The organism is Bacillus infantis (genome assembly GCF_008180445.1).
Classification (GTDB): domain Bacteria; phylum Bacillota; class Bacilli; order Bacillales; family Cytobacillaceae; genus Bacillus_AB; species Bacillus_AB infantis_B.
Genome location: NZ_VTER01000008.1, coordinates 66641 through 91041, shown reverse-complemented (window position 1 = coordinate 91041; position 24401 = coordinate 66641). Strand labels below are relative to the sequence as shown.

28 protein-coding genes are annotated in these 24401 nt (G+C 47.4%); 5 read left to right on the top strand and 23 right to left on the bottom strand.

Translation table 11 applies throughout. The annotated features are described in order from the left end of the window. Window positions 1–224: 224 nt before the first annotated feature. The 3 genes from FZD51_RS17020 (at window position 225) to FZD51_RS17010 (ending at window position 1967) form a co-directional block, all read left to right on the top strand. A complete protein-coding gene (locus FZD51_RS17020; protein ID WP_148975862.1) occupies window positions 225–743 on the top strand; it encodes a YjcG family protein in 519 nt (172 codons plus the stop codon). A 3-nt stretch (window positions 744–746) separates the two neighbouring features. Next, window positions 747–1172, top strand: coding sequence for a GNAT family N-acetyltransferase (locus FZD51_RS17015; protein WP_148975861.1), 426 nt, complete (start codon window positions 747–749; stop codon window positions 1170–1172). A 120-nt stretch (window positions 1173–1292) separates the two neighbouring features. Continuing rightward, entirely contained in the window at window positions 1293–1967 is a 675-nt protein-coding gene (locus tag FZD51_RS17010) for a DUF421 domain-containing protein (protein ID WP_148975860.1), read from the top strand. Window positions 1968–1988: 21 nt separating this feature from the next. Here FZD51_RS17010 and FZD51_RS17005 read toward each other — a convergent pair whose 3' ends face one another. Then, entirely contained in the window at window positions 1989–2267 is a 279-nt protein-coding gene (locus tag FZD51_RS17005) for a hypothetical protein (RefSeq protein ID WP_148975859.1), read from the bottom strand. A gap of 248 nt (window positions 2268–2515) precedes the next feature. On the opposite strand from FZD51_RS17005, the gene FZD51_RS17000 reads away from it, so the two are divergent. Further along, the gene (locus tag FZD51_RS17000) at window positions 2516–4801 is read left to right on the top strand and encodes a UvrD-helicase domain-containing protein (RefSeq protein WP_148975858.1); all 2286 of its coding nucleotides are present in this window, start codon (window positions 2516–2518) and stop codon (window positions 4799–4801) included. Window positions 4802–4856: 55 nt separating this feature from the next. Here the strand turns inward: FZD51_RS17000 and spoVIF are convergent, their stop codons facing one another. The 20 genes from spoVIF to FZD51_RS16900 form a co-directional block, all read right to left on the bottom strand. Further along, complete coding sequence (gene spoVIF / locus FZD51_RS16995) at window positions 4857–5111, bottom strand: sporulation-specific transcription regulator SpoVIF (RefSeq protein ID WP_009794149.1); 255 nt, start codon at window positions 5109–5111, stop codon at window positions 4857–4859. Window positions 5112–5216: 105 nt separating this feature from the next. After that, window positions 5217–6188, bottom strand: a complete 972-nt coding sequence (locus FZD51_RS16990; protein WP_148975857.1) for a quinone oxidoreductase family protein — start codon at window positions 6186–6188, stop codon at window positions 5217–5219. A gap of 11 nt (window positions 6189–6199) precedes the next feature. Then, complete coding sequence (locus FZD51_RS16985) at window positions 6200–6979, bottom strand: enoyl-CoA hydratase/isomerase family protein (RefSeq protein ID WP_148975856.1); 780 nt, start codon at window positions 6977–6979, stop codon at window positions 6200–6202. A 104-nt stretch (window positions 6980–7083) separates the two neighbouring features. Beyond that, complete coding sequence (locus tag FZD51_RS16980) at window positions 7084–8850, bottom strand: acyl-CoA dehydrogenase family protein (protein WP_148975855.1); 1767 nt, start codon at window positions 8848–8850, stop codon at window positions 7084–7086. A gap of 35 nt (window positions 8851–8885) precedes the next feature. Beyond that, entirely contained in the window at window positions 8886–9629 is a 744-nt protein-coding gene (locus FZD51_RS16975) for a 2-phosphosulfolactate phosphatase (RefSeq protein ID WP_148975854.1), read from the bottom strand. 36 nt (window positions 9630–9665) lie between these two features. After that, window positions 9666–10733, bottom strand: coding sequence for a phosphotransferase family protein (locus FZD51_RS16970; RefSeq protein ID WP_148975853.1), 1068 nt, complete (start codon window positions 10731–10733; stop codon window positions 9666–9668). Window positions 10734–10750: 17 nt separating this feature from the next. Then, complete coding sequence (locus FZD51_RS16965; protein WP_148975852.1) at window positions 10751–11167, bottom strand: acyl-CoA thioesterase; 417 nt, start codon at window positions 11165–11167, stop codon at window positions 10751–10753. 13 nt (window positions 11168–11180) lie between these two features. Beyond that, window positions 11181–11960: an enoyl-CoA hydratase/isomerase family protein gene (locus tag FZD51_RS16960; RefSeq protein ID WP_187445799.1), complete on the bottom strand. Its 780-nt coding sequence runs from the start codon at window positions 11958–11960 to the stop codon at window positions 11181–11183. Then, window positions 11960–12847 (bottom strand): 3-hydroxyacyl-CoA dehydrogenase family protein, encoded by an 888-nt coding sequence (locus FZD51_RS16955; protein ID WP_148975850.1) that lies wholly within the window; start codon window positions 12845–12847, stop codon window positions 11960–11962. Before FZD51_RS16955 ends, FZD51_RS16960 begins: the two co-directional genes overlap by 1 nt. Window positions 12848–12915: 68 nt before the next feature. Then, on the bottom strand, window positions 12916–13479 hold the full coding sequence (locus FZD51_RS16950) for a TetR/AcrR family transcriptional regulator (protein WP_148975849.1): 564 nt from the start codon (window positions 13477–13479) through the stop codon (window positions 12916–12918). A gap of 125 nt (window positions 13480–13604) precedes the next feature. Then, window positions 13605–15221: a long-chain-fatty-acid--CoA ligase gene (locus tag FZD51_RS16945; protein ID WP_148975848.1), complete on the bottom strand. Its 1617-nt coding sequence runs from the start codon at window positions 15219–15221 to the stop codon at window positions 13605–13607. A gap of 101 nt (window positions 15222–15322) precedes the next feature. Further along, entirely contained in the window at window positions 15323–16096 is a 774-nt protein-coding gene (locus FZD51_RS16940; RefSeq protein WP_148975847.1) for an SDR family oxidoreductase, read from the bottom strand. 18 nt (window positions 16097–16114) lie between these two features. Beyond that, entirely contained in the window at window positions 16115–17323 is a 1209-nt protein-coding gene (locus FZD51_RS16935) for an acyl-CoA dehydrogenase (protein WP_148975846.1), read from the bottom strand. A gap of 340 nt (window positions 17324–17663) precedes the next feature. Beyond that, window positions 17664–17795, bottom strand: coding sequence for a YjcZ family sporulation protein (locus tag FZD51_RS16930; RefSeq protein WP_009794135.1), 132 nt, complete (start codon window positions 17793–17795; stop codon window positions 17664–17666). An 83-nt stretch (window positions 17796–17878) separates the two neighbouring features. After that, window positions 17879–18586, bottom strand: a complete 708-nt coding sequence (locus FZD51_RS16925) for a DUF421 domain-containing protein (RefSeq protein WP_148975845.1) — start codon at window positions 18584–18586, stop codon at window positions 17879–17881. A gap of 72 nt (window positions 18587–18658) precedes the next feature. Beyond that, window positions 18659–19015, bottom strand: a complete 357-nt coding sequence (gene spoVAE / locus FZD51_RS16920) for a stage V sporulation protein AE (protein WP_148975844.1) — start codon at window positions 19013–19015, stop codon at window positions 18659–18661. A gap of 34 nt (window positions 19016–19049) precedes the next feature. Next, window positions 19050–20066 (bottom strand): stage V sporulation protein AD, encoded by a 1017-nt coding sequence (gene spoVAD, locus FZD51_RS16915; RefSeq protein WP_148975843.1) that lies wholly within the window; start codon window positions 20064–20066, stop codon window positions 19050–19052. Then, window positions 20067–20537, bottom strand: coding sequence for a stage V sporulation protein AC (gene spoVAC, locus FZD51_RS16910; RefSeq protein WP_148975842.1), 471 nt, complete (start codon window positions 20535–20537; stop codon window positions 20067–20069). 12 nt (window positions 20538–20549) lie between these two features. Then, entirely contained in the window at window positions 20550–21035 is a 486-nt protein-coding gene (locus FZD51_RS16905) for a YhcN/YlaJ family sporulation lipoprotein (protein WP_148975841.1), read from the bottom strand. Between the two features lie 406 nt (window positions 21036–21441). Then, complete coding sequence (locus tag FZD51_RS16900; protein ID WP_148975945.1) at window positions 21442–21777, bottom strand: DUF1360 domain-containing protein; 336 nt, start codon at window positions 21775–21777, stop codon at window positions 21442–21444. A gap of 172 nt (window positions 21778–21949) precedes the next feature. Between FZD51_RS16900 and FZD51_RS16895 the strand changes: the two genes are divergently transcribed. Then, entirely contained in the window at window positions 21950–22447 is a 498-nt protein-coding gene (locus FZD51_RS16895) for a CotY/CotZ family spore coat protein (RefSeq protein WP_009794127.1), read from the top strand. Between the two features lie 213 nt (window positions 22448–22660). Here FZD51_RS16895 and FZD51_RS16890 read toward each other — a convergent pair whose 3' ends face one another. Further along, window positions 22661–23218: a CotO family spore coat protein gene (locus tag FZD51_RS16890; protein WP_148975840.1), complete on the bottom strand. Its 558-nt coding sequence runs from the start codon at window positions 23216–23218 to the stop codon at window positions 22661–22663. 284 nt (window positions 23219–23502) lie between these two features. After that, complete coding sequence (gene fabI / locus FZD51_RS16885; RefSeq protein WP_148975839.1) at window positions 23503–24276, bottom strand: enoyl-ACP reductase FabI; 774 nt, start codon at window positions 24274–24276, stop codon at window positions 23503–23505. Window positions 24277–24401: the final 125 nt, after the last annotated feature.

Genomic DNA, 24401 nt, shown 5'->3' with positions numbered 1-24401 from the left:
CCTGTGGCAACGTCCGCATGACCCACATCCTGTGGGCCTCAAGCATAAGACGAGCAAGAATAAAAGGCGGTCCTTGCCTTCACACCTAAGACATTTTATTTATTTTCAATAACAACTGACCTTAAAAAAAGACCTTCTATATCATTGAAGTCGGAAAATTTGTTATAATAGATAAACAAATCTTATATATGTGCTTATCATTTTTATCAATGGAGGTATTCAGGATGAAATATGGAATAGTTATATTTCCTGCAAAGAAACTTCAAGATCTGGCCAATTCCTATCGGAAGCGCTATGATCCGCATTATGCTCTCATTCCGCCGCACTTGACACTGAAAGGTGCTTTTGAGGCAACTGATGAGCAGGCAGAATCGCTTTCCGTAAAGCTTCATAAAGCAGCTGAGAATGCTAGGCCATTTAATATGAAGGTCAATAAGTTCAGCTCTTTTCAGCCGGTCAACAACGTGATTTACCTTAAGGTTGAACCAGATGATTACCTGGATGCACTCCACACGGAAATCAATCAAATATTTCCCGGGGGCGAAAATCAGGAATACGCATTTGTTCCCCATATTACAGTCGGGCAAAAGCTCTCGGATGACGAGCATTCCGATGTCTTCGGCTCACTCCGCATGGAGCGTGTCAACTATGAGGAAACAATCGACCGCTTCCATCTGCTCTATCAGCTGGAAAACGGTTCTTGGACCGTATATGAAACATTTCGTTTTGGAAAGGAATTATAAATCGTGATCGTAAAGAAAGCAGTTGAACAGCAAGAGATTGAAGACGTTTATAAAATCAGGCGAATCGTCTTTATAGACGAACAGCAGGTTCCAGAAGAAGAAGAGTATGATGAGTTCGAAAAGGAAGCCGTCCATATCATTCTCTACGATGACAGCCAGCTTCCGGCTGCAGCAGGAAGATACAGAGTCGTAGATGGGGTCGGGAAGGCAGAAAGGATCTGCGTCCTTAAAGATTCCCGCAAAATTGGGGCTGGCAAGGCTGTCATGGATAAAATCGAAGAGCTTGCCAGAGAGCAGGAACTACCTGCTGTTAAGCTGAATGCCCAGACACAGGCCATCCCTTTTTACAGCAAACTGGGCTATGAAGTGGTCTCAGAGGAATTTATGGATGCAGGCATCCCTCACCGCACAATGAAAAAGTACTTGTAAAAACCCGGGCGCCCTTATTTCAGGGCGCCTTTCCTATTGAAAAATACTCTTCCCAGTCAATAATTTCCTCCATGTCCGTACATACTATGAAAATAATAAGGACTAAAAGGAGTTATAGCCATGGAATATCTGCATATTTTCGCAGAGCTGGTTGTGGGTTTTGCCGCCCTTTTTTTAATCACTAAGTTCCTGGGCAAAACACAGATCACCCAAATCACCACATTTGACTTTGTTTCAGCCCTTGTTTTGGGGGAACTGGTGGGCAATGCATTATTCGATGAAAAAATCGGCCTGGGCCAGATCCTGTTTGCCGTCTTCTTATGGGGAATATTGATTTATTTCACTGAGTATCTGACACAGAGGTTTAAAAGAATGCGCCGTTTTCTGGAGGGAGAGCCATCGATCGTCATTAAAAAGGGGCAGATTGTGTACGACTCTTTAAAGAAGAATCACCTTGACATCAATCAGCTGCAGCATTTGCTGAGGTCCAAGGATATTTTCTCTATACGTGAATGCGAGTATGCGATACTGGAGACGGATGGGACAGTAAGTGTGCTTAAAAAACCGCCATACAGCTCCCCTGCAGCCAAGGATTTCAAAATTGAGCTGCAGCCGGAAGAGCTTCCGGTCACACTGGTGCTTGACGGTGAAATTGTTCTGGATAATCTGCATATGATTCATTGGGATGAAGACAAGCTCCAATCGGAATTGAAGGGCTGGGGAGCTGAAACTGTCAAAGATGTGCTTTATGCTGAATGGAAAAAGGGAGAGCCTCTGCATGTGCAGACCTTCTAGGCTCTCCCTTTCTTTATGCCACTAAACAGATTCACTGAAAAGTGTTCCTTTACCTGTCATGTCCCCGTACACTCTTTCAACGGTCTGTTCATTGACCTTTCTCGCCGGTTTTTCCTCCGAATGGGCCTCGGCAGGTCGTGAGAATTGAAACAGCTGCTCCGGCTGGAACCATTGTGTGTCATTCTCCACTCTGTTCACCCTTGAAACTGGATACAGCCGGAATGGATCCTGCTTTTTATCCAAGTCTCTCACAGCATACTGATTGTATTGATAATGATTGAAAGGCACGATATACCCCATAGTCCATTCCTCCATTTCAAGGTCTTTTCCATACTTTGCCGAAAATGTATATTTTCCTTCCTTTACCCCCTTGGCCAGGGAGATAAACTGCGGAAACTCCTTTTTTTAAGTGACTGGTTTTGTTATGATAGACTTCGCCGGCTTCGGCATGTTTATGGGTATAAAATATTTATTTTTCCAGGTGGAAACCCAGGTTTATGGGTATTCAATACATAATAGATGAACTAGAAAAACGGGGATGACTTTTCATGAAAACTGCTGTTTACCGGCAACAGACTATTAATATAGATAACTACAGCCGCGAGGAATTCCAAAAAATCTATGCTGAAGGAAAGAAGGGCAATCTTTTCTGTCCTGCCTGCGGAGAGCGGATAAGGATGTACTTGGGGATACAGGCTTCCCCCCACTTTTACCATCTTCACTCCCATGCTGAATGCCAGGATGCAGAGGAGACAATGACCGAGGTGAAAAAAGAGCCGGTCGAAGCGGAAATCTCCGCCGGCGGGTTCAGGCTGCCTAGATCCAGGACAATCACAGCTGAGACAATGCCTCCTTCTGTGTTCCAGGAAGCTTCATTTGTAAAATCAGGTGCCCCTTTCCAGTCTATGCCTTCTAAAAACAAAGCTGCCAGCGGATACCTGAAGGATCTCGCAGACAATGGATTCCAACTGGATGCTGCACAATCTGCTGCTGTATCGCATATTGACGGGCCCCTGCTTGTTCTGGCCGGGGCAGGCAGCGGAAAGACGAGGGTTTTAACCACCCGTACTGCTTATATGCTCCAAGAGCTGAGAATAGACCCGAAATCCATCATGCTGGTTACTTTCACAGCTAAAGCTGCTGCTGAAATGAAAAGAAGGCTGATTGACTATCCTGGCATAAAGTCTGCCCAGGCACAGCAGCTCCTCGCCGGCACCTTCCACAGCATTTTTTACCGGATCCTCTCCTTCCATGACAGAGAAGGATGGAACTCCCAAAAGCTGCTAAAAAAAGAATGGCAGCGAGAGCAGATTTTAAAAGGGGCTGCAAAAGAGCTGAAAATAGATGAAAAGGACTTTGCTTTCGATCTGGCTCTGCAGAAAATCGGTTTCTGGAAGAACTCTCTTATTCTTCCCCAGGATACCAAACCTGCAACTGATTGGGACAAAACGGTGACAGAATTATACAGGCTATATGAAGAATATAAAGAGAATCACAGGCTTTTCGATTTTGATGATATGCTTCTTGGCTGTTACCGTCTTTTCCAGGAGCATCCCCATATACTGGAGTCTTATCAAAACCGCTTTCACTATTTCCTTATTGATGAATTCCAGGATATCAACAAAGTCCAGTATGAGCTGATTAAGATGCTTTCCGCTAAAAGCAATAATGTTTGTGCAGTGGGAGATGATGATCAGTCCATTTATGCGTTCCGGGGAAGCGACCCTCGGTATCTGCTCGAATTTGAAAAAGATTTCCCGGCTGCCAGCATTGTTGTGCTTGATCAGAACTACCGCTCCGCACATGAAATTGTATCCGCGGCAAACAGCATCATTGTCAAAAACAAGCAGCGGCGCGACAAAAAGATGAAAGCCCAGTATTCAAAAGCAAGGAAGCCTCTCCTCTTTTTCCCGCTTGATGAGGAAGAAGAAGCGACGATGATCGTGACCGATATACAGGAGAAGATTTCCCAGGGCGGAAGTCCAGGGGATTTCGCGGTCTTGTTCAGGACCCACGCAGGGATGAGGGCCATTTTTGAAAGGCTTGCCAATTCCAGCCTGCCATTCAGGATCGACCAGGATGCTGAATCATTTTACGATCGTTATTTAGTGAGGACCCTCCTGGCTTTCTTAAGATTGTCTCTTGATGAGGATAGCCAGGAATCCATCAAAAATATCCTTCCTGCGCTCTTCCTGAAGCAATCTGTACTGCAGGACTTGAAAGCAGAAAGCATACTGACCGACAGGACTCTGCTCGAGTGCCTTGCTGATGTGAAAACAGGATTTGCTTTTCAGGAGAAAAAGCTGACACGGGCTGTCCCATCAATTCGGTCCATCAAGTCGAAGAGTCCTGCAGCTGCCATTGATATGATAGAAAAAGAACTCGGATTCAATGACTTTCTTAAAAAGCGCGGGCTGGAAGGCTCCAGTATGGAAAAAGGCTCGGATGATATTCGCGATTTAAAGGTTGCTGCGAACAATTTTGAGAGCATAGCAGAATTTCTGGAGCATGCCGAGCATATGCGCGCCATGAATAAAGAAATGAAAAAGCCCGGCAATGTAAGGGACAGCAGCATAACACTCAGTACGATTCACCGGTCAAAAGGCCTTGAATATAAGACTGTTTATATTATCGGGGCGGTTGACGGGAGCATCCCCCATGACTTCGCCCTTGAAGCTTACAGGACTGGGGACCCTGATCCGATGGAAGAGGAAAGAAGGCTATTATATGTAGCGGTTACACGGGCACAGGAGGAGCTGTTCATATCTGTCCCGCAGAAAAGGCGGGGCAAAAAGGCGAGGCCTTCCAGGTTTCTTGCACCGGTAAGGAGCTAAAATGGCATAAGAAGGCAAAGAAGGACTTGGCTCGCTCCAAGTCCTTTTCTGCAGATTATTTTTTATTGATCATCTGGCTGATTGTATTGAAATCCAGCTGTTTGCCGTCAGCGACGATGGATTGTACAATTTTATCTTCTGTTGCTTTTGGGACCGGTTTGTTGGCAATTTGGGATACCCTGCGGATTACGCTGCGGACAGTTTTTTCATCCTTGAAATTTGCATTCTGCAAAGAATTCGCCAACTCCAGAATATCTTTCATATTAACGCCTGTTTTCTTCTCGATATTTTTAAAGAATCCATTATCCATGCTGAATTCAAGCCTCCTTCTTAAACTACTTTATATAGTATGAAGGAGGGCTGAAAAGGTGAAATGAATAAGAAGAAAAGCCTAAAAATTTGCCTTCAGCCGGTTTTAAGGCGTTAAAATCAGTTTGCCGCTCGTTTTCCTCCCCTGCATCTGTTCGTGAACAAATGAAGCCTCCTCCAGGGGATAAATCCCGCCGACCGCCAGCTTCAACTTACCTTCTGCCAGGTAGCCGAGCAGTTCCTTCATGCTTGTATGAAGAAGCTCCGGCATTTTCATGATTTGCGGGAGGAAGAATCCAATCACAGACTGGTTCCGTGCCATCAGTGAGGATGGGTACATTCTGTATTGCTCTCCGCTTGCCACGCCATAGACGACCACCCTTCCAAACGGTGCGAGACACTTCATGGTTTTAGCGAAAACCTCTCCCCCGGCCATTTCAAGTGCCAGATCGACCCCCTTGCCCTCTGTTGCTTCCCTTACTTTCTCTTCCCATCCGCTTTCTGTATAGTCCACCAGAACGTCAGCCCCCATATCCCTGGCCAGTCTGAGTTTTTGCTCTGAGCTGGCTGTGGCGATAATCTTTCCAGCGCCAAATATCCTGGCAAGCTGGACAGCCAGTGTTCCCACACCTCCAGCAGCTGCATGAACAAGAACATTTTCTCCTTTTTGAAGCCTCCCCATTGTCTTTAAAATATGATAGGCGCTCAGTCCCTGGAGGGGCAGTGCCGCTGCCTCATGAAAGTCAAGTCCTTCCGGAATGGGAATGAGCCCCCTGCTGTCGGCAATGGCAAATTCCGAATATCCGCCGGATTCTATCAGTGCCACTACCCTGGTGCCCGGCACTATATCCGACTTTTCTCCAACTGCCTTGACCACTCCTGCCACTTCCGCACCAGGAATGAAGGGGAGGGGGGTTTTTACAACATACTGGCCCTCTCTTCTTGCTGTATCGGCATAGTTAACGCCAATCGAGCGGATTTGAATCAGGACCTCATGTCCTCTTGGCTCTGGAACGTCCATTTCAACAAGCTTCAGGACATCAGGTCCTCCATATTCCTTTAACTGAATTGCCTTCATATAAGTTCCCCTCACTTTCCCTGGAATTGCGGCTTCCGTTTTTCTTTGAATGCTGCAATCCCCTCTAAATGATCTTCCGTTCCGGCCATCATCGTCTGGATGAGGCGTTCTTGTTCCAATACCTCCTCAAGTGTAGAGGCATGGGCGCCATCAATGAGCTTCTTCATCATCCCATATGCTTTGACAGGACCTGATGCCAGCTTTTCTGCCACAGCCAATGCTTCTTCTCTCAGGTCTGTGCCAGGTACAATTCTGCTGACAATTCCCATCTGCTGCAGCCTGTCAGCAGGTATCGCTTCAGCCGTAAAGAAAAACTCCTTTGCAAGATGTGGCCCGATCAGCCGCGGCAGGAAAAATGATCCTCCTCCATCTGAAATAAGTCCCACTTGTGAAAAACTCATCGCAAAGCGGCTGTCATCTGCAGCAATGATCAAATCACATGCGAGTGCGAGATTGAAGCCAGCTCCTGCTGCGAATCCATGAACAGCAGCAATGACAGGCTTGCTGGCGGCTTTTATGCTTAAAATGCACTCGTTGAGTTTCCCGATATGTTCATAGATTTCTGCCGGACCTGCCTGCCCCATTGTTTTTACGTCTCCGCCTGCAGAGAAAGATCTGCCTGCGCCGGATAAGACAATTGCTTTAATATCCTCATCCTGATCAGCCTGGCGGAATGCTTTGGTCAGGCCGGTAATCATTTCACTGCTGAAAGCATTCAGACTGTCCGGCCTGTTCAGCGTTAAAAGCAGAACACTGGCTTTTTTTTCAGAAAGCAGGTGCTGATTATCCATATTCTCTCCCCCAATCGGTTATATAAGGTTTGGACATGAGGAAACCTCAATCGGCTTGCACAGCCGGTCCCCATTTCAAAGCTCTTCAGGTTATTCTGCTGCTTCTAGCATACATAGCGGGTTGCTTGATAAATTCTTTCAGCAATTCTCCGGTTCCGGCTGAAGCCTCCCCCATTCAGCTCTATTCTTCTGAATCCTCTTTCAACAGCAGAGGCCAGCTTTTTTTCATCTTCCCGTAATGCCAGTTCGGAAGAGAGGATCCTGAAGGCTTTCTCACATTCCCACAGCGCCTCTTCCAGATAGGATCCGGCAAGATCGATTTTTAAAGCTGCTGCTTCTTCCCCGGCTTTATTGATGCTTTTATATGTCCTGTAGACTGCCGACTCGGCCGCATATAAAGAGATCGCCATATCAGAAAGCTTCAACAGCGTTTCCTGTTCCTCCGAAATCTGCTGGCCGTGAACCTGCAGGGCCAGGCCTGCTGCAAGCAGAAACGCATGTCTCATCAGGGAGACTGCCTCCCGCTCCATTGCCAGGGCTCCATTAAGAGGTGCAGGCTGCAGGATGGCGGATGCCGCTTCTTCGGTCAGCTCCCTGATATCCACCTCTCCCTTTGCAGCTTTCTTAAACAAGCCTGCCGGAATGAGCAGCCGGTTGATTTCGTTTGTGCCTTCAAAGATCCGGTTAATCCTGGAGTCCCTGTATATTTGTTCGATGCCATATTCTTTTATGAATCCTGCTCCCCCATAAAGCTGCAATGTTTCGTCTGCTGCATAATCAAGGGTTTCCGATCCGAATACCTTGCAGACAGCACACTCTGAGGCATACTCGCTCATTCTCTTCCCTGCAAGGCGTGAATCTGCGCTGTCCCCTATATCGCCCAGCGCCTCTTCAAGCAGGCCTGCTGTTCTGTATTGCATAGATTCTGAAGCATAGATCCTCGCTGCCATTTTCCCCACTTTTTCTTTTGTGGCATTGAAGTCAGCGATCTTTCGTCCAAACTGCCTCCGCTCCTGGGTATATTGTGCTGCTTTCTTCAGGCTGTATTTGGCTGCTCCCATGCAGGCCGACCCTAGATTGAAGCGGCCCAAATTGAGGACGTTCAGGGCGATTACATGGCCTTTCCCCTTCTCCCCGAGCATATTTTCAGCAGGCACCTCGCAATCTTCCAAGATGACAGACCTGGTTGATGAACCTTTGATCCCCATTTTGTTTTCTTCAGGCCCCAGAACCAGGCCGGGAAAATCCTTTTCTAAAATAAAGCTAGTAAAATCCTTTCCATCAACCTTTGCATAAACGATAAAGGTATCTGAAAAAGCCGCATTGGTGATATAAAGCTTCGTCCCGTTCAGAATATAATGTGTCCCCGCTTCATTGAGGCGTGCCACCGTCTGGGAGGAAAGGGCATCAGACCCTGCATTCGGCTCTGTCAGGCAATAGGCGCCGATATATTCTCCGGACGCCATCTTAGGCAGATATTTATTTTTTTGCTCTTCGGTTCCAAAATAGGTGATCGGCAGGGTGGCAATGCAAGTATGGTTGGAATGGGCCACACCATAGCCGCTGGAGGCTCCGATATTTTCACCTACAATCCCTTTGGTGATTTTATCCAGGCCAAGCCCGCCGTACTGTTCAGGAATGCTGTGTGCAAGCAGCCCAAGATCCCCGGCTTTCTTCAGCAGTTCCTTCACCAGCCAAAAATCCTGGCTTTCGATTTCTTCCTTTAAAGGGGCCACTTCCTGCTCAATGAACTGCCTCGCTGAAGTGCCGATCATTTTGTGTTCTTCAGTAAAATCTTCTGGTGTAAACAATTGGCCTTCATCTATCTCAGATAACAGAAACCCGGAGCCCATGCTCTTTGTTTTTGCCATGCTGTTCACTCCTCTTTTTTTAAAAATATGCCTTCCTATTTGCTTACCTTTGCTGCTGAGATGAGCCCATTCTTATAAACTGGGACAATATGAATACTGTCCAGGCCGGCCGCAAAGGAAAGTTCATCACTGAGGCCATGGCTGGCCAGCAGGCCTCCGACATAGGAATTTCCCAAGACTTCCTCGGCATCGCCCCGCTTTGTCTGAAAGAAGAGCAATGCCGCCAGGGCTGCATCCGTCATCTCATAAGATTCCCCTCCTGCTTTTTGGAGGCAGTCAATCAAATGTCCTGCTCCATAGAAATCCTCAAGGCTGAATTCCCCTGAATTCCCTGCGCAGATGATAACAATGGTTGAGTCCCCTTCTTCTTCACTGATTGCTTCTGCCACCGCAGAGTTATTTAACAGGGACGAAGCATATACCTTTTTTGCTGCCTCTGCCTTTGCAAGGGCAACCGTCCCGTTCGTAGTCGCAAGGATCAGCGTTTTTCCGCTTACCTGCCCCCTAAGAATCTTCGGACTTGGATAAACAAACCCTGCGACAGGACGTGCGTCAGATTCCCCGGCAAGAAGCATCCCGCTGGAATCTCCTTCGTCAAATCGGGCTTTCGCTATTTCACTGCTTTCTGCCGGGATGACACGGGCCGCTCCGTCCTTTAATGCCGAAGTGATGCTTGTAGTTGCAAGCAGGATATCCAGCACAACCGCTATTTTGCTGCCTTCCCGCAGTTTCTGTTCATTGATTTCTTCCTTTTTCAGCAGCAGATGAATCTTGCCCATAGATGCCTCCCGGTAAAATACTGACCTGCAATTCTGTTATGCCTTTTCATAGGCAATACTTGAGCTGTGCTGGATAAGACTTCTGACAAACCTGTCAAACTGGGAAAATCGCTTATCGGCTGTCTGCCCTTTTTTATAGCGGTAATAGATTTGCTGGCAGATGACAGCAAGCTTAAAGTAAGCAAAGGTCAGGTAGAAGTTCATGCCGCTTATATCCCTTCCGCTTCGCTTTGCATACGCTTCCATAAATTCCTTCCTGGAATAAAAGCCCTTCAAAGCAGTTACCGGCGGTTTGCCAAGACCATATTTCAGCAGATCGGGGTCATCCTCCTGAATCCAATAGCTCATGGCAGCCCCCAGATCGGCAAGCGGGTCCCCAACCGTTGACATTTCCCAGTCGAACAGCCCTGTCATAGCTTCCAGTTTATGATCGAACATGGTGTTATTCAGCTTATAGTCATAATGGATGATGCTATGTCCGCTCTCGGAAGGGATGTTTGCCGACAGCCATTTGGTGAGCGCAGCCGCCTCTTTGATTTCCTCGGTCTTCGCCTTCTCGTAGCGGGTGATCCATCCGTGGACCTGTCTCTCCATGAACCCTTCAGGACGGCTGATCTTTTCCAGGCCCGTATCCCGGTAAGGAAGAGAGTGCAGCTCGGACAGCTTATCGACCATGGTTTGTGACAGATGCTGGCAAAGCTCCACGGAAGGAGTGATATGATTTGGAAATTCTGTATCCAATACAATCCCATTCTTCCTTTCCATCAGGAAGAATGGACTTCCGATGATGCTGTCATCCTCTGTGTAGATGAATGGCTTAGGCGCTGGAGGGAACATAGTGTTCAGTTCCTTCAGAATGATGAATTCACGTTCCATATCATGGGCTTTGGCAGCCACAGGGCCAAGTGGCGGGCGCCTCAGGACCGCTTCCCAATCCCCCGACCTCAGCTGGTAGGTTAAATTGGAATGACCGGCTGAAAATTGAAGGACTTCAAGCGGCCCGCCCGGGAATGAGTCCACTTTGCTCTCCAGGAACCTGATAAGGCTGTCCAAATCCAGCTCTTCCCCTTTTCTTACCATTATCGTGTCTTTGCCGGCAGGCATGTACAGCGCCTCCTTTTTTAAATTTTCAAATTATTATCATCATAAAGATATCCTTTGAGCCCTTCCCTGAGGTGATCCGGCAAGGAACTGCTCTTCTGTGCTTCAAAGTCAAAATAAACGATGACAGCATTCCCTTTGGCTATAGGCTCTTTTGTTTGTGCACAAAGAATTTCATGTTCCAGCGTAAAGCTCTTATTGCCTATTTTCGAAACATAAGTTGTGACAGCCAGTTTTTGATTGAAATAGCCCTGATTCAGAAAATCGCATTTCGTGGAAGCAAGGATAAAGCTCCATTTCCTGGTATCCATACTGTAGCCAAGCGATTCGAAGAATTCTATCCTGGCTTCCTCCAAGTAAACGAAATAACTTGTATTATTCACATGGCCCAGGGCATCTGTTTCACAAAACCGGACTTTGACCTGCGTTTCCTGCATAGGGCATCCTCCCTTAGCGGTGCTTGAATTCCGCTTTCCTTTTTTCGATGAAGGCCTTGACTCCTTCTTTTATATCCTCCGTGCGGAATACCTCTTCAAACAGGCGGGCTTCAAGCTTCACGCCTTCTTCTAAAGTCCTGTCAAGGCCTCCATCCACCGCCTGCTTGATTCTGGAAAGTGCCTGCAGTGAATGGCCGGCTATCTTGGCTGCAAGCTCTCTTGCACTTTGCATGCCCTCCCCGGAAGCCGCTACCTTATTGACGAGGCCAATCCTTGCAGCCTCTTGTGCTGAAACAGGCTCACCTGTATACATCAGTTCCTTCGCCTTTGCTTCACCGATCAGCCGGGGCAGCCTCTGGGTTCCTCCGCCGCCGGGAAACAAGCCCAGCTTTACCTCCGGGAGGCCGATTTGAGCATGCTCTTCCGCTATCCTGATATCACATGCAAGGGCAAGCTCGCATCCCCCACCGAATGTAAGGCCATTCAGTACAGCGATAGTAGGCTTGGGAAACCGGTCTATGCTGTTAAGCACTTCATGTGTTGCCAATACATCCTCAATCATGCGGGGATTGCTCATCATCTCCGGAAATTCCTTAATGTCAGCTCCTGCAACAAATGCTTTGTCTCCAGACCCGGTCAGAAGGACAGCCGCCACCCCGTCATTTGTTCTAAGAGATTCAAAGGCTTCGCCCAGCTCCTGGAATACCTTTTTGCTCAGCACATTCAGCGGAGGGTTCTTGATTGTCAGAACCGCGGTCTTATCTTCAAAGTGAATATCCACATAATTCCCCATCAGCGCACCGCTCCCTCTTTCCCATACTCATACCAGCCTTTTCCTGTCTTTCTGCCCAGGTGGCCTTCCTTCACTTTTTCTTCAATACAGGCAGCAGGCTTATCCAGCGGATCCCCGGTTTCTGCATATCGCTGCTCCATCACATAATAGCCGACATCAATTCCTGACAAGTCCATCAGCTCAAAGGGGCCGATCGGATGGTTAAGCGCCTTTCTGCAGATGATGTCAATATCCTTGTAGTCTGCAATGCCCTGTTCATATAATTGGACGGCTTCACGCTGCAGCGCCCCCAGAATGCGGTTGGCGACAAACCCGGAAATCTCTTTTTTCAGGAGGACCGCCGTACGGTTGATCGCCTTGCAGACTTCCATGGCTGTCTCCGCGGTTTCATCAGAAGTCCGGCTGCTCATGACAACCTCTACGCAATCCATAACCAGCGGCGGAAAGAAGAAATGCATATTGACTGTCTTTTCAGGCCTGTCTGCCGCATCGGCCAGCAGGCTGTTGACAATGGTTGAGCTGTTCGTCGCAAATATGGCATGCGGCGGCGCCACTTCTTCAAGCTTTGAAAATACTTCTCTTTTAACCTCAAGCTTTTCAACGACTGCCTCAATGATAAAATCGGCAGACTTAACAGCTTCCCCAAAATCAGATGTGCAGCGGAGCCTGCTGAATGCAGCCTCTATCTGTTCTGATGGCAGTTTCCCTTTGGCTGCCCATTTATCCATAATTCCGCGGAGCTTTTCCTGAGCCTGATCCAATGCTTTTTCCTGCATGTCATGCAGGGTGGTTTCATATCCGCCCAATGCACAGAGCATGGCAATTTGGTGGCCCATCTGCCCTGCACCAACCACTGTAATATTCTTCACTGTCAAAGCCATCAGCATTTCCTCCTTTAATATCACTATCAGGTATACCATCCAGCTTGCAGAAAAAGTCGATTTCTTCTCCTGATTTAATTGGTGATTCCGTTCAATATCATATCCGTGAATATGCGCGCCACTTCATAGTCCGGGACGCTTCCATCCGGGCTGAACCACTGGTAGCTCCAGTTGGCGGCACCCAGAATGCCGAATGTAATGATTGGGGCATTAAGATCCTCCCTGAACTCCCCGTTCCTGATGCCTTCTGAAATCAGCGCTTCAACATTTGTCCTGAACCGGTCCCTCTTCGGGATAATCCGGCCCAGCCTTTCTTCACTCAGATTCCTGATTTCCCTGAAAAACACTTTGGCGCTTGCCCCCTGATTTTCGATGCTTCCGATCAGCATGGCGACTACATCATACAATTTACCTTTACAATCGGCATTGCTGTTTTTGAGGATTTTTTCCTGCTGTGACAGAAGATCGTCTATATAACGGAGGTGTATATCCATCAGCAGTTCTTCCTTGCTTGAAAAATAATAATAGAAGGTTCCTTTGGTCACTCCGATAGAATCGACTATATCCTGGATTGATGTCTCGCTGAACCCTTTTTTGTCAAATAAGCGGATGCTCTGTTCTGTTATTTTTTCCTTCATAATGATGTCCTCTCAATCTTTGAATATCGCCAGGAATTATACCATGAATTGGATCTCTATTACTAAGGAATGCCCATCGGGAAGCCTTTTTTCCAGCAACGGAATTGCCTTGCAAAGAACCTGTCTTAACGCCGGCCTGTTCCCGCTTCCTCCCGCAATGCTCTGCGGAGGATTTTTCCAACACTTGTTTTCGGGAGTGCATCCCTGAATTCAATGATGCCCGGCACCTTATAGGCAGCCATATTGGCGCGGCAGAATTCCATGATTTCCTTTTCGTCCGCCAGTTTGCCCGATTTAAGGACGATGACCGCTTTGACATTTTCTCCCCTGTACGCGTCAGGCACGCCGATCACCACTGCTTCCTGGACGGCAGGATGCTCATAGAGCACTTCTTCAATATCGCGCGGATAGATGTTATAGCCGCTCGCAATGATCATATCTTTTTTCCGGTCGACGATATATAGGTAGCCTTCTTCGTCCACCCTTGCAATGTCCCCTGTATAAAGCCAGCCGTCCCGCAGCGCATGTGCCGTCTCCTCAGGCATATTCCAATAGCCCTTCATCACCTGCGGCCCCTTTATGATCACCTCTCCGAGCTCACCGGCAGGGACTTCCTCGCTTCCTGATGCCAAATCCACTATTTTATAGTCAGTTGAAGGAAAACCGATCCCTACACTCCCCGCTTTGCGGGCTGCAAATACCGGGTTGCAGTGTGTGGTAGGAGAGGCTTCAGAAAGCCCGTAGCCCTCCAGGATGACAGCGCCCGTCTTTCTTTCAAACTCCTTCAGCACCTCGACAGGCATCGGGGCGCTGCCGCTGTTGCAGACCTCGATGCTGTCGATGCCGTATTCCTCTGCCCTGGGGTGATTGGTAATAGCTCCGTACATCGTCGGAACACCCGGGAAGACTGTCGGCTGCTCATTTTTTATCGTTTCCAGCACCTCTTCAAGTTCGAACCTTGGCAGCATGATGGATTCTGAAGCAGTATAAATCGAAAGATTCATGCAGGAGGTCATGCCAAACACATGGAACAGCGGGATGACAGTCAGATAGCGTTCTTCACCGATATCAATAGTCTGCTTGAAAAACTCGTAAGACTGCACCACATTGGCGATAATATTTCTGTGGGTCAGCATGGCTCCTTTGGAACGGCCAGTCGTCCCCCCTGTATACTGAAGTACGGCTGTATCATGCTCCGGCTCCAGCATAACCGGTGCAAAGTTTCCTTTGCCCCGCTGCAGGAAGCTCTCAAAGGTGCTGTCTTCGCCAAAATCCACGGCGGACGGCTGGAGGCTTACTGCTATGATTTCTTTAAGAGGCGTATTGCTGCGGACACTGCTGACCTTCGGATAAAATGCATCAAGGGCAATCATTCTTTCTGCACCCGAATCATTTAAAATATATTCGATTTCCCTTTCCACACTCATCGGGTTCACTTGGGTGACGATCCCGCCGGCCGCAAGGATGCCGTAGTAGGAAATGACATATTGCGGGCAGTTTGGAAGCATGACAGCTACCCTTCCGCCTTTCTCAAACCCGCCAGCCTGCAGGGAAGCAGCGAACAGTCTGACATGCTGCCGCAGTTCCCGGTAGGTAATCTTCTTTCCGTAAAAAGATAATGCGATATGCTCCGGATAATGTTCTGCCGTATCATCCAGCATTTGCGGGAGTGTGATGTCAGGGATCTCCACTTCTCTTGCAGTTGAATCAGGATAATGGGCAAGCCAGTTCTTTGTGCTCATCTTTATACCTCCTGTATTAAAAGCATAGTTTAATAGCGAAATACCAAGGAATAATGAAAAGGCTTACAATATGTTTCACAGTCAGCAGACACTTCCATCTGCTACATGGCGTGAGTGCCTCCATCTACCACCAGGACATTGCCTGTTACATAGCTTGATGCTTCCGATGCCAGGAACAGCGCTGCCCCCTTCAGATCCTGGTCAGTACCAAAGCGCTTGAGGGGTGTTGCATCAAGGATTGGATCTTTTCCATGTTCAATGATGGCCTGTGACATTTTTGTAGGAAAAAAACCAGGGGCAATGCTGTTTACATTAATATTGTATTTTCCCCATTTAACTGCCAAATCTTTTGTCATGGTAATGACTGCACCTTTGCTCGTGTTATAGCCCAGTGTATCCATGACACGCGGATCTGTCCCTCCCAGGCCTGCAACTGAAGCAATATTGATGATTTTGCCGCTCTTCTGCTCTATCATCACCTTCCCTGCCGCCTGGCTCATCAGGAAGGTCCCGGTCACATTGACATCGATCACTTTCTTCCATGCTTCAAGAGGCATTTCTGCAGCAGGCGCCCCCCAGGTTGCACCAGAATTATTAACAAGGATATCAATTGTGCCAAACTCCTCCACTGTTCTGTCCACTATCTGCTGAACCTCGTCCGGATTGGAGATATCACACTGCAGCGCAAGTGCTCTTACACCAAGGCTTTCGAGATGGGCAGCGGTTTCCCTGCAGGCCTCAAGCTTACGTGAACAGATGACGATATTGGCGCCTGCTTCTGCCAGCCCTTCAGCAATCTGGGCCCCAAGGCCTCTTCCCCCGCCTGTGACAATCGCCGTTTTCCCTTTAAGATCAAAAAGTCCCATCACATTCATATCTAAAACCTCCATTAGTTATTGATGCTTCCGCAATTCCATTTTTGCGATCTGTGCCCTGTGCACTTCATCAGGACCGTCAGCCAGCCTCAGTGTCCTGGCATTTGCCCACTGTGCAGCCAGCGGATAATCATCGGAAACGCCCGCTCCTCCCATCGCCTGGATGCTTCTGTCCAAAACCCGGAGTGCCATAGAGGGAGCAGTGACTTTTATCATGGCAATTTCTGCTTTTGCTTCTTTGTTGCCGACTGTATCCATCATATAAGCAGCTTTAAGCGTCAGCAGCCTGGCCTGCTCAATCTCAATCCGGGAGTCTGCAATCCATTCGCCTATCACTCCCTGCCTTGACAGCGGCTTTCCAAATGCAGTCCTTGTCTGGACCCTCCTGCACATAATTTCAAGAGCTCGCTCGGCCGCCCCGATCAGCCTCATGCAATGATGGATCCTTCCCGGGCCAAGTCTGCCCTGGGCAATCGCAAAACCTTTCCCTTCCCCCCAGATGATATTTTCCTTTGGGACCCTGACGTTTTTGTATGTAATCTCTGCATGCCCGTGCGGTGCATGGTCATAGCCGAATACAGGGAGCATGCGTTCAATCGAGACCCCCGGTGCATCAAGGGGCACAAGTATCATAGACTGCTGCTCATGCCGTGCTGCACTTTTATCTGTCTTCCCCATCACAATGGCCACACGGCACCTTGGATCTCCTGCACCGGAAGACCACCACTTTCTGCCGTTTATGACATATCCATCTCCATCCCGCTCGATGCTTGCCTCAATATTTGTTGCATCCGATGAAGCAGTCCCGGGTTCGGTCATGGAAAAGCAAGACCTGATTTCGCCTGCCAAAAGAGGATCAAGCCACCGTTTTTTTTGTTCATCGCTCCCATATCGGACCAGCACCTCCATATTCCCTGTATCCGGGGCGCTGCAGTTGAAAACCTCAGGACCAATAAGGGATCTGCCCATGATTTCGCACAGCGGGGCATATTCCAGATTTGACAGGCCAGCTCCATATTCACTGTCAGGCAGGAACAAATTCCACAGTCCCTCTGCCTTCGCCTTCTCCTTCAGTTCTTCCATAATTTGCGGAACCCTGCTCCAGCGGGAATCCTGCTCATTAAGCTGCTTTTCATACAAATGTTCAGCAGGATATACATGCCTTTCCATGAATTCTGTAAGCTTATCCTGCAATTCCTTCACTCTGCTTGAATAAGAAAAATCCATTCTTAAAAAGCTCCTTCCTCAACTTACTAACCGGTCGGTATGTAAAATAGTATACTCTTTTCAGAAAATTATTCAACTATTGTTCTAAAAATTCTGTCTTTTAATTATAGGCTGTGTTTGTATACTTGTTGATTTTGGGCTCATTCGTGTGAAACAAAGTTTCACACGGAATTTCAGCTGTGCTGAAATTCAGCCAGATATTCATTCTGCCGCCAAGAAAGCTCGCTTTCTTGGCGGCAGAATGAATATCTGGTTAAAATGAGCCCAAAATCAACAAAAATGTTTAATAAAGCCAATCATAAAAAAAGAACTGCCCTGAGGCAGCTCTTCTTCTTCACTTTTAGTTATAGAAGCTAGCTCCAACAACAATCAACAAAATGAACAATACAACGATTAGTACGAAAGTTGAACCTCCGTAATAGCCGCCGCCACCGCCGCCGCCGTAGCCGCATCCGCCATATCCGTAGCCCATCAAAGTCACCTCACTTTGTCTTTACTCACTTATAACATATGAGAAATGACAAAAGTTGTGTGGGCAAGCTCCCAGTATTGCTCTCATTTTTCTTTTTGGACTTTCAAAACTGGCTGAATCTGTTTGCGGAAGGTTTCAATCTCTGCAGAAAATTGTCTGCAGGCTTCGGAGAATTGGGGTGCTTCTGCAGAAAACTGCTCAAACTGTTCCTGCCACTTTGCCATGCAAGCCAGTATGTTTGCAGCAGACAGTTCCTGTCCGGCATCACCAGTTGCCTTCGGCTCATTCGGAGCGGGCCGAAGGCATTCCAAATCTTCATTGACGACAGGCTGTTTGACTTTTTTTAAAAGAACACTGATCTGCCCATTTGTTTCAAGCTGGGCAAACTCGACATCTTCAGGGTCAAAAATACTTTTCAGCCTCAGCTGCTCCAAAAGTTCATCTTTCGTATACTTTTCCTTCTTCACCTTTTCCTTCAGCAGTCTGCCATTTTCAATGAATACGGTTGCTTTTCCTTCCACAGCAGCCCGAAATTTAGGAAAACGCAGGGATAAAAGGGATACAATCAAGGGGGTTGCGGACCAGATCAGGAGAGCCGGGAGGCTGGATGCCAGGCGGAGCCTGGGATCCATCGAAATGCTGCCTGCAATATCGCCGATTGTAATACCCACAATATACTCATAAAAAGATAAAGAAGAGAGCTGTTTTTTTCCGAGCACTTTAGTGATAAAAAATAGCGCGATGATGATTAAAACTGACCTTATGATTGCTGCTCCAAAGTCCGGCACCATGCCAGCCTCCTCTTATTAACCCTAATGGCGGATCCGCAGCACCATGCTATCCAATATCCCCGCGGATTCCGCTTATCCTTTGGGCTTAAACAGCAAAGCGCCGATAAACCCAAATACAATAGCAGCAGATATACCAGAGCTTGTCACTTCAAACATTCCCGTCAGGACACCCACGAGGCCGTGCTGCTCTGCTTCCTGAAGGGCGCCGTGGACCAGTGAGTTGCCAAAGCTTGTAATAGGAATGGTTGCGCCTGCACCGGCAAAATCAGCAAAAGGCTCATAAAGCCCAAGCCCGTCCAGTACCGCGCCAATAACGACAAACAAACTTAATGTATGGCCCGGAGTCAGCTTGCCTATATCCAGGAAAAGCTGTCCGATGACACAAATGATCCCTCCTACAACAAAAGCCCAAAAAAACATTGCCAGCATCCACAAATCTCCTTTCTGAACTCCGGTTCCTTATTTACTGGGTCATTTCAATCGCTACGGCATGGGCGATGCAGGGAATACTTTCCTTCTGCTGGAAGGTCAGCGGGGACAAGAGAGCGCCTGTTGCCACCACAAGGATCCTTTTTAATTCCCCCTGCTTCATCCTGTTCAGCAGATGTCCGTAAAGTACGGAAGCTGAACAGCCCGCCCCGCTTCCTCCTGACTGTACTGGCTGATCATCTTTGTAGATTAAAAGGCCGCAGTCAGCGAACCTGTTCTCATCAATGTTAAGCCCGTCATTCTGCAATAGCTCAAGGACTGTCTCCCTCCCAATCTTTCCAAGGTCTCCTGTGACGATCAAGTCGTAATAGGAAGGATCGATTCCCATATCCCTGAAGTGGGCTGAAATCGTGTCAGCAGCGGCAGGTGCCATGGCCCCTCCCATATTAAAAGGATCGGACAGCCCCATATCGATGACCTTTCCAATTGTGGCAGAAACGGCAGCCGGCATATCTTTTTGCCCTGTATTTTCGCCCACAAGCGCAGCGCCCCCGCCCGTCACGGTCCATTGGGCTGTAGGAGGCTTCTGCCCCCCATATTCGGTTGGATAGCGGAACTGCTTTTCTACGGCAGAGTTATGGCTTGAAGCGCCTGTAATGATTTTCTTTGCCCCTCCGTAATTGATGATGAAAGCAGACAATGCCAGACCTTCCATTGAAGTCGAACATGCTCCGAATACGCCAAAATACGGGAGCTGAATCGTTCTGGCTGCAAGGCTGCTGGGTGTAATCTGGTTAATCAGGTCCCCGGCAATAAAAAACTGAACATCATCTTTCTCTACAGAACCCTTTTGCATGGCTGTCTTTGCTGCCTCTTCCATCAGGACTCTGTGCGCTTTTTCGTAGGAGTCTTCCCCCATCCAGAGATCATCGTGAAGGATATCAAAGTCCCCGGCCAGGTTGCCCTTTGCTTCAAAAGGCCCTCCAGAGACGCCGGTGGAAAGAATGACAGGCCGGTTTTGAAAAATCCAGGATTGTTTACCTTTCAGCATTCACAGCACCCCCCACATGATTAATAGTGTTTTAACAAGAGCTACTACAAAAGCGGAAAAAACCCCAAATAAGATAACAGACCCGGCGAGCTTGAACATATTTCCTCCGACCCCAAGCACAAACCCTTCAGTCCGGTGCTCTATGGCTGCAGAGATAACTGCATTACCAAAGCCTGTAACCGGTACAGCCGAACCTGCTCCGGCATATTGGCCGATATGGTCGTATACCCCGAAGCCTGTCAGCAGCATGGATATGAAAATCATAGTGGCGACTGTTGGGTTTCCTGCTGTCTGCTCTGTAAAATCAAAGAAATATATATAAAAATAAGTAATGGCCTGGCCGATCACACAAATGACCCCTCCCACCCAAAACGCCTTCAGGCAGTTCTTCAGGACCGGGCGCTTTGATTCATGCTTTTGTTCAAGCTGTTCATATTTCTTCTGCTCGGGTGTCTTGCTCTTTGCCACTATTTTCGCCCCTTTCTATGTGAGCTCTTTTTTCATATTGATGATTTTTTCAAGCTTTTCCTTGGCCTTTTTGCGCGGAAAAGCAGGATCCTCCATCTGTTCCTTCAATTCCACAGCCTCAAGGAAGATTTTATAGTCGCTGGATACTATGAAGTCTTCTTTAGGAAACTTTTCTTCCAGACGCTTATTGATCGTCTTTTCAATTTTTTTCATGCGGAAGCGTTTAAGATGCTTCACCTTATAAGCCACAAGAACTTCCTCTTCGCCTACAACCACCGCAACATCATAAACCTCTTCGATTGCTTCGATTTCCTTCTTAACCCTTGGCGCCAAATCCTTCCGCTCCTCTTTCTTATCATCAAGAAGCAAAGGCTGCGGGTTCGTCGTTTTTATCAGTGCCAGACGGCTTTCTGCGGTCTTTTGCTCATTGCTGCAGCCGCTCACATACAGAATGGCGGCCAGGATGACCATTGACCTTCTAAACATCTGTTTTCTGTTCATATGCAATCCTTCCTATGTAAAATGGATTTATTCGCTCTTATATTTTCCTCGCATCAACAGCAATTTATGAATAAAACCATCTTGTAAAAAATGACAAATAAGAAAAACGGAAACGGCTGGACAGTAATCAAAGTTGAAAACAACTTTCATTTCAAATTAAAAAGCCGCTAATGCGGCTTCTGAATAGGCATCTTTTTGCCTTCTTATTCAGCTGTTCCCCTTCTTTTTGCCGCAATTGCAGCCCTTCTTCTTTTTTTTCTTTTTGACAGGCCGGGACACTGTCCCCTGAACAGGTTTATCAGCATTTAACATAAGGATGCCTCCATTATTTAAATTTCAGTGCACAGTGCCAGTTTATGCATGCTAACCAGCGCCTGTGCCGGCACAGTGCCATAGTCCAAAGATGTCAGATAAGCCGCTGGATGACCGATTCAATAAAAGCAGCAGCACCGGCGATGGCAAGGATAAAGATGACAGGGACCGCTGCTATAGGGAAATAAAGATAGGAGAGGTAAAGCAATGCAGAGGCCCATACGCCTGTGCACCAATAGCAGCTGATAAGCTCGCCGATAAAGCCTCTGATCACCCCCGGCCTCGTCACATAATACATTTCGCCTTTTTCCACAACCTCTTCCAAAAAAATCTGCCTGAAGAATTCGGTAATCGAATCAAATACAATCAGCCTTGTCAGCCGGAAGGCGGCAAAGGCCAGCACAGTGAATTCCCATAGTGATATGAACATCATGTACCCCTCTTCTGAGTTTTTTCCTAAAGCGAATACAGTACTATACTTTATGCACATCAGAAAAAAAACTGCCTAATTTTCAGAAACAAGGCGTTTGTCCGTAACCCATAAGCCCTTCCGGCAATATGTTATTAGTGTAGTATCACAAGAAATAAAGGAGGAAAAGATAATGGGTTGTGGAAAAAAAGACGATGTTTATGGCTCAAAAAGCTGTGTCTGCGAAGTGGTTCGTGCGATAAAAGATATTCAAGATAATGCCGAAGATGTATGCGAGTGCCCGACGAATTGTTTCCTGGAGCCGCTTGGGACACTGGTCTCTCCGTCTAAAAGGCAAAATGCCGATACACGCGTTTTTGTCCTGAAAACAGCTGACGGCTCACCATTCCATGCTTTCTTCAGAGGCAGCGACTGCTCTTGCGTATCTATCTTCTTCCGTGTAGAAGATGTTTTTGATAACTGCTGCGCAGTGCTCCGCGTCCTTGAACCGCAAAAAAGAACACATGATGGCTATGATACAGTAGATCTCACTGAAGACTGCTGCATCGACCTCAAAAAGGTCTGCCAGGTAGACCGCTTTGTCAAGACGAATGACTGCATCACAGTCGACCTGAAATGCTTCTGTGCTGTGCAGTGCATCGCCGATGTCAACCTAGACATCTGTGACTAGCACCTTGGCCATTCTGAATGGCCCATCTGAGTTAGAACCTTCTTTGCATAAGTCAGGCAAGTCAAACACTTGGCGTTCGCCGGCTTTGACCGGCGGACCGCTTTGTTTTTGTATTGAAATGCGGAGGCGGCTTGCCCAGAGCCGAAAATCATAATCAAATGATTCCTATTTATTAAAAAAGCCAGCCCGAAGGCTGGCTTTTTTGCGTTCTTATTACTTTGTGAAGCCAATCATCCTGATTTCTTTTATAGACTTTATAGAAATCGTTTCTAAAGATTGATCCATGAGCTTTATTTCTACCTCATGTTCAGAAGGCATACTCTGCACTATACCCCTGAAAGTCTTTTCTTCCGTGAAAATCAGGCAGGGAACGGGCGGCAGCTGCTTAGGAAAATTAACCAGATACTCCAGCCTTTCTTCCACATTCATTTCTTTGAAGGGTTTTACTCTTTGAAAAGAAAAGAACCCCTGTTTCCGTGATTCTTCTTCCTTCTTTTCAAGATGAGCATCCTGGTAATCACTGATTGCCGACTGTACAACCTCTTTTCTCTCTGCTGATACAAGCTCCGGACCGGCAGGACCGAAAATAGATTCTTCCCTCTGTCCGGAAGGCTTACTTTTTTTGCTGTTATCAGCTGTCTGACGATCCGCCGGAAGCTTTTCCTGCTTTTTAGCATTTTTTGCTGAATAGACCTCCTGCATTTTAATATCGGGCATTTTAAAACTTGGCTGATGAATATAAAGCATAGGTTCTTTTGTTTTTTTCTCCACCCTGTGCACCTCCGCATTGTTTCTCCATCATATATGTATGCAAAATGGGCAAATTCGTTTACAGGGCGACCAAGTATCTTAGACTCGCAGATATCGCGTCAGAGAAATAAAATCATCAGATGGGCAGCTTTACAAAGGATTAACACGGGGGGAATATATGATTCACAATCATGTGCTATTGTTGGAATATAAGGAACCTTAGTGCGGGATTGCACCCCGCGCTTCAGGTTTTACCCCCCATTTACATATTGAAAAGGCAGGCCATGACTGGCCTGCCGATTTTTTTAGCCCATGATATGGAATCCGGAGTCAACATGGATGTTTTCCCCAGTGATCCCTCTGGACATATCGCTGAATAAGAACACCGCAGTATCTCCGACTTCTTCCTGAGTTGTGGTGCGGCGCAGAGGTGCCTTTTCTTCAATTTCCCTCAAAATGGAATTGAAGTCACTGACACCTTTTGCAGACAAGGTACGGATCGGGCCGGCAGAGATAGAATTGACACGGATACCGGCTTTTCCAAGATCTGAAGCGAGGTATCTGACACTTGCATCCAGAGACGCCTTGGCAACTCCCATTACGTTATAATTCTGCATAACACGCTCTCCGCCCAGATAGGTCAAAGTGACAATGCTTCCTCCATCGGTCATCAATTCTTTTGCTTCCTTTGCCACTGCTGTCAAAGAATAAGAGCTGATATTATGGGCAAGCAGAAATCCGTCCCTGGTCGTGTTCATGAAATCCCCCTGCAGCTCCTCTTTATTGGCAAAGGCGATGCAATGGGCGACGCCATGGATGGTTCCTGCCTGGGCTTTAATTTCTGCAAAGCATTTGGCTACTTCTTCATCATTGGTCACATCACACGGGATGACAAGGCTATCTGCATTTTCCAGTGAGCCTGCCAGCTCTTTCACGCTCTTTTCAAGGCGTTCTCCTGCATATGTAAAAATCAGGCGCGCTCCTGCTTCATGCAACGAACGGGCAATTCCCCATGCTATGCTGCGTTTATTGGCCACTCCCATTACAACATATGTTTTTCCTGCTAAAGACAGAGTCATAGTCGGTGCCTCCTATATTAATACATGTTATTAGTACCTAGTACTAATATTACTACATAATCAGCTAAAAGGAAAGTGCTGTTAAAGAATATAAGAAAGCCGGCCATCTTAAACGGCCGGCTTTC

Coding starts and splice junctions, on each gene's coding strand:
- FZD51_RS16965 (WP_148975852.1), bottom strand. CDS start 11,167: ATGCAGGAAACGCAGGTCAAAGTCCGGTTTTGTGAAACAGATGCCCTG.
- FZD51_RS16990 (WP_148975857.1), bottom strand. CDS start 6,188: ATGAAGGCAATTCAGTTAAAGGAATATGGAGGACCTGATGTCCTGAAG.
- FZD51_RS17020 (WP_148975862.1), top strand. CDS start 225: ATGAAATATGGAATAGTTATATTTCCTGCAAAGAAACTTCAAGATCTG.
- FZD51_RS16945 (WP_148975848.1), bottom strand. CDS start 15,221: ATGAGCACAAAGAACTGGCTTGCCCATTATCCTGATTCAACTGCAAGA.
- FZD51_RS16940 (WP_148975847.1), bottom strand. CDS start 16,096: ATGAATGTGATGGGACTTTTTGATCTTAAAGGGAAAACGGCGATTGTC.
- FZD51_RS17000 (WP_148975858.1), top strand. CDS start 2,516: ATGAAAACTGCTGTTTACCGGCAACAGACTATTAATATAGATAACTAC.
- FZD51_RS16950 (WP_148975849.1), bottom strand. CDS start 13,479: ATGAAGGAAAAAATAACAGAACAGAGCATCCGCTTATTTGACAAAAAA.
- FZD51_RS16975 (WP_148975854.1), bottom strand. CDS start 9,629: ATGGGCAAGATTCATCTGCTGCTGAAAAAGGAAGAAATCAATGAACAG.
- FZD51_RS16955 (WP_148975850.1), bottom strand. CDS start 12,847: ATGCTGATGGCTTTGACAGTGAAGAATATTACAGTGGTTGGTGCAGGG.
- FZD51_RS16895 (WP_009794127.1), top strand. CDS start 21,950: ATGGGTTGTGGAAAAAAAGACGATGTTTATGGCTCAAAAAGCTGTGTC.
- FZD51_RS16980 (WP_148975855.1), bottom strand. CDS start 8,850: ATGGCAAAAACAAAGAGCATGGGCTCCGGGTTTCTGTTATCTGAGATA.
- fabI (WP_148975839.1), bottom strand. CDS start 24,276: ATGACTCTGTCTTTAGCAGGAAAAACATATGTTGTAATGGGAGTGGCC.
- FZD51_RS16930 (WP_009794135.1), bottom strand. CDS start 17,795: ATGGGCTACGGATATGGCGGATGCGGCTACGGCGGCGGCGGTGGCGGC.
- FZD51_RS16970 (WP_148975853.1), bottom strand. CDS start 10,733: ATGCCTGCCGGCAAAGACACGATAATGGTAAGAAAAGGGGAAGAGCTG.
- FZD51_RS16905 (WP_148975841.1), bottom strand. CDS start 21,035: ATGAACAGAAAACAGATGTTTAGAAGGTCAATGGTCATCCTGGCCGCC.
- FZD51_RS16960 (WP_187445799.1), bottom strand. CDS start 11,960: ATGGGGAATTATGTGGATATTCACTTTGAAGATAAGACCGCGGTTCTG.
- spoVIF (WP_009794149.1), bottom strand. CDS start 5,111: ATGGATAATGGATTCTTTAAAAATATCGAGAAGAAAACAGGCGTTAAT.
- FZD51_RS16985 (WP_148975856.1), bottom strand. CDS start 6,979: ATGGATAATCAGCACCTGCTTTCTGAAAAAAAAGCCAGTGTTCTGCTT.
- spoVAE (WP_148975844.1), bottom strand. CDS start 19,015: ATGCTGGCAATGTTTTTTTGGGCTTTTGTTGTAGGAGGGATCATTTGT.
- FZD51_RS16900 (WP_148975945.1), bottom strand. CDS start 21,777: ATGTTCATATCACTATGGGAATTCACTGTGCTGGCCTTTGCCGCCTTC.
- FZD51_RS17005 (WP_148975859.1), bottom strand. CDS start 2,267: ATGGGGTATATCGTGCCTTTCAATCATTATCAATACAATCAGTATGCT.
- spoVAD (WP_148975843.1), bottom strand. CDS start 20,066: ATGCTGAAAGGTAAACAATCCTGGATTTTTCAAAACCGGCCTGTCATT.
- FZD51_RS16925 (WP_148975845.1), bottom strand. CDS start 18,586: ATGGTGCCGGACTTTGGAGCAGCAATCATAAGGTCAGTTTTAATCATC.
- FZD51_RS17010 (WP_148975860.1), top strand. CDS start 1,293: ATGGAATATCTGCATATTTTCGCAGAGCTGGTTGTGGGTTTTGCCGCC.
- FZD51_RS16935 (WP_148975846.1), bottom strand. CDS start 17,323: ATGGATTTTTCTTATTCAAGCAGAGTGAAGGAATTGCAGGATAAGCTT.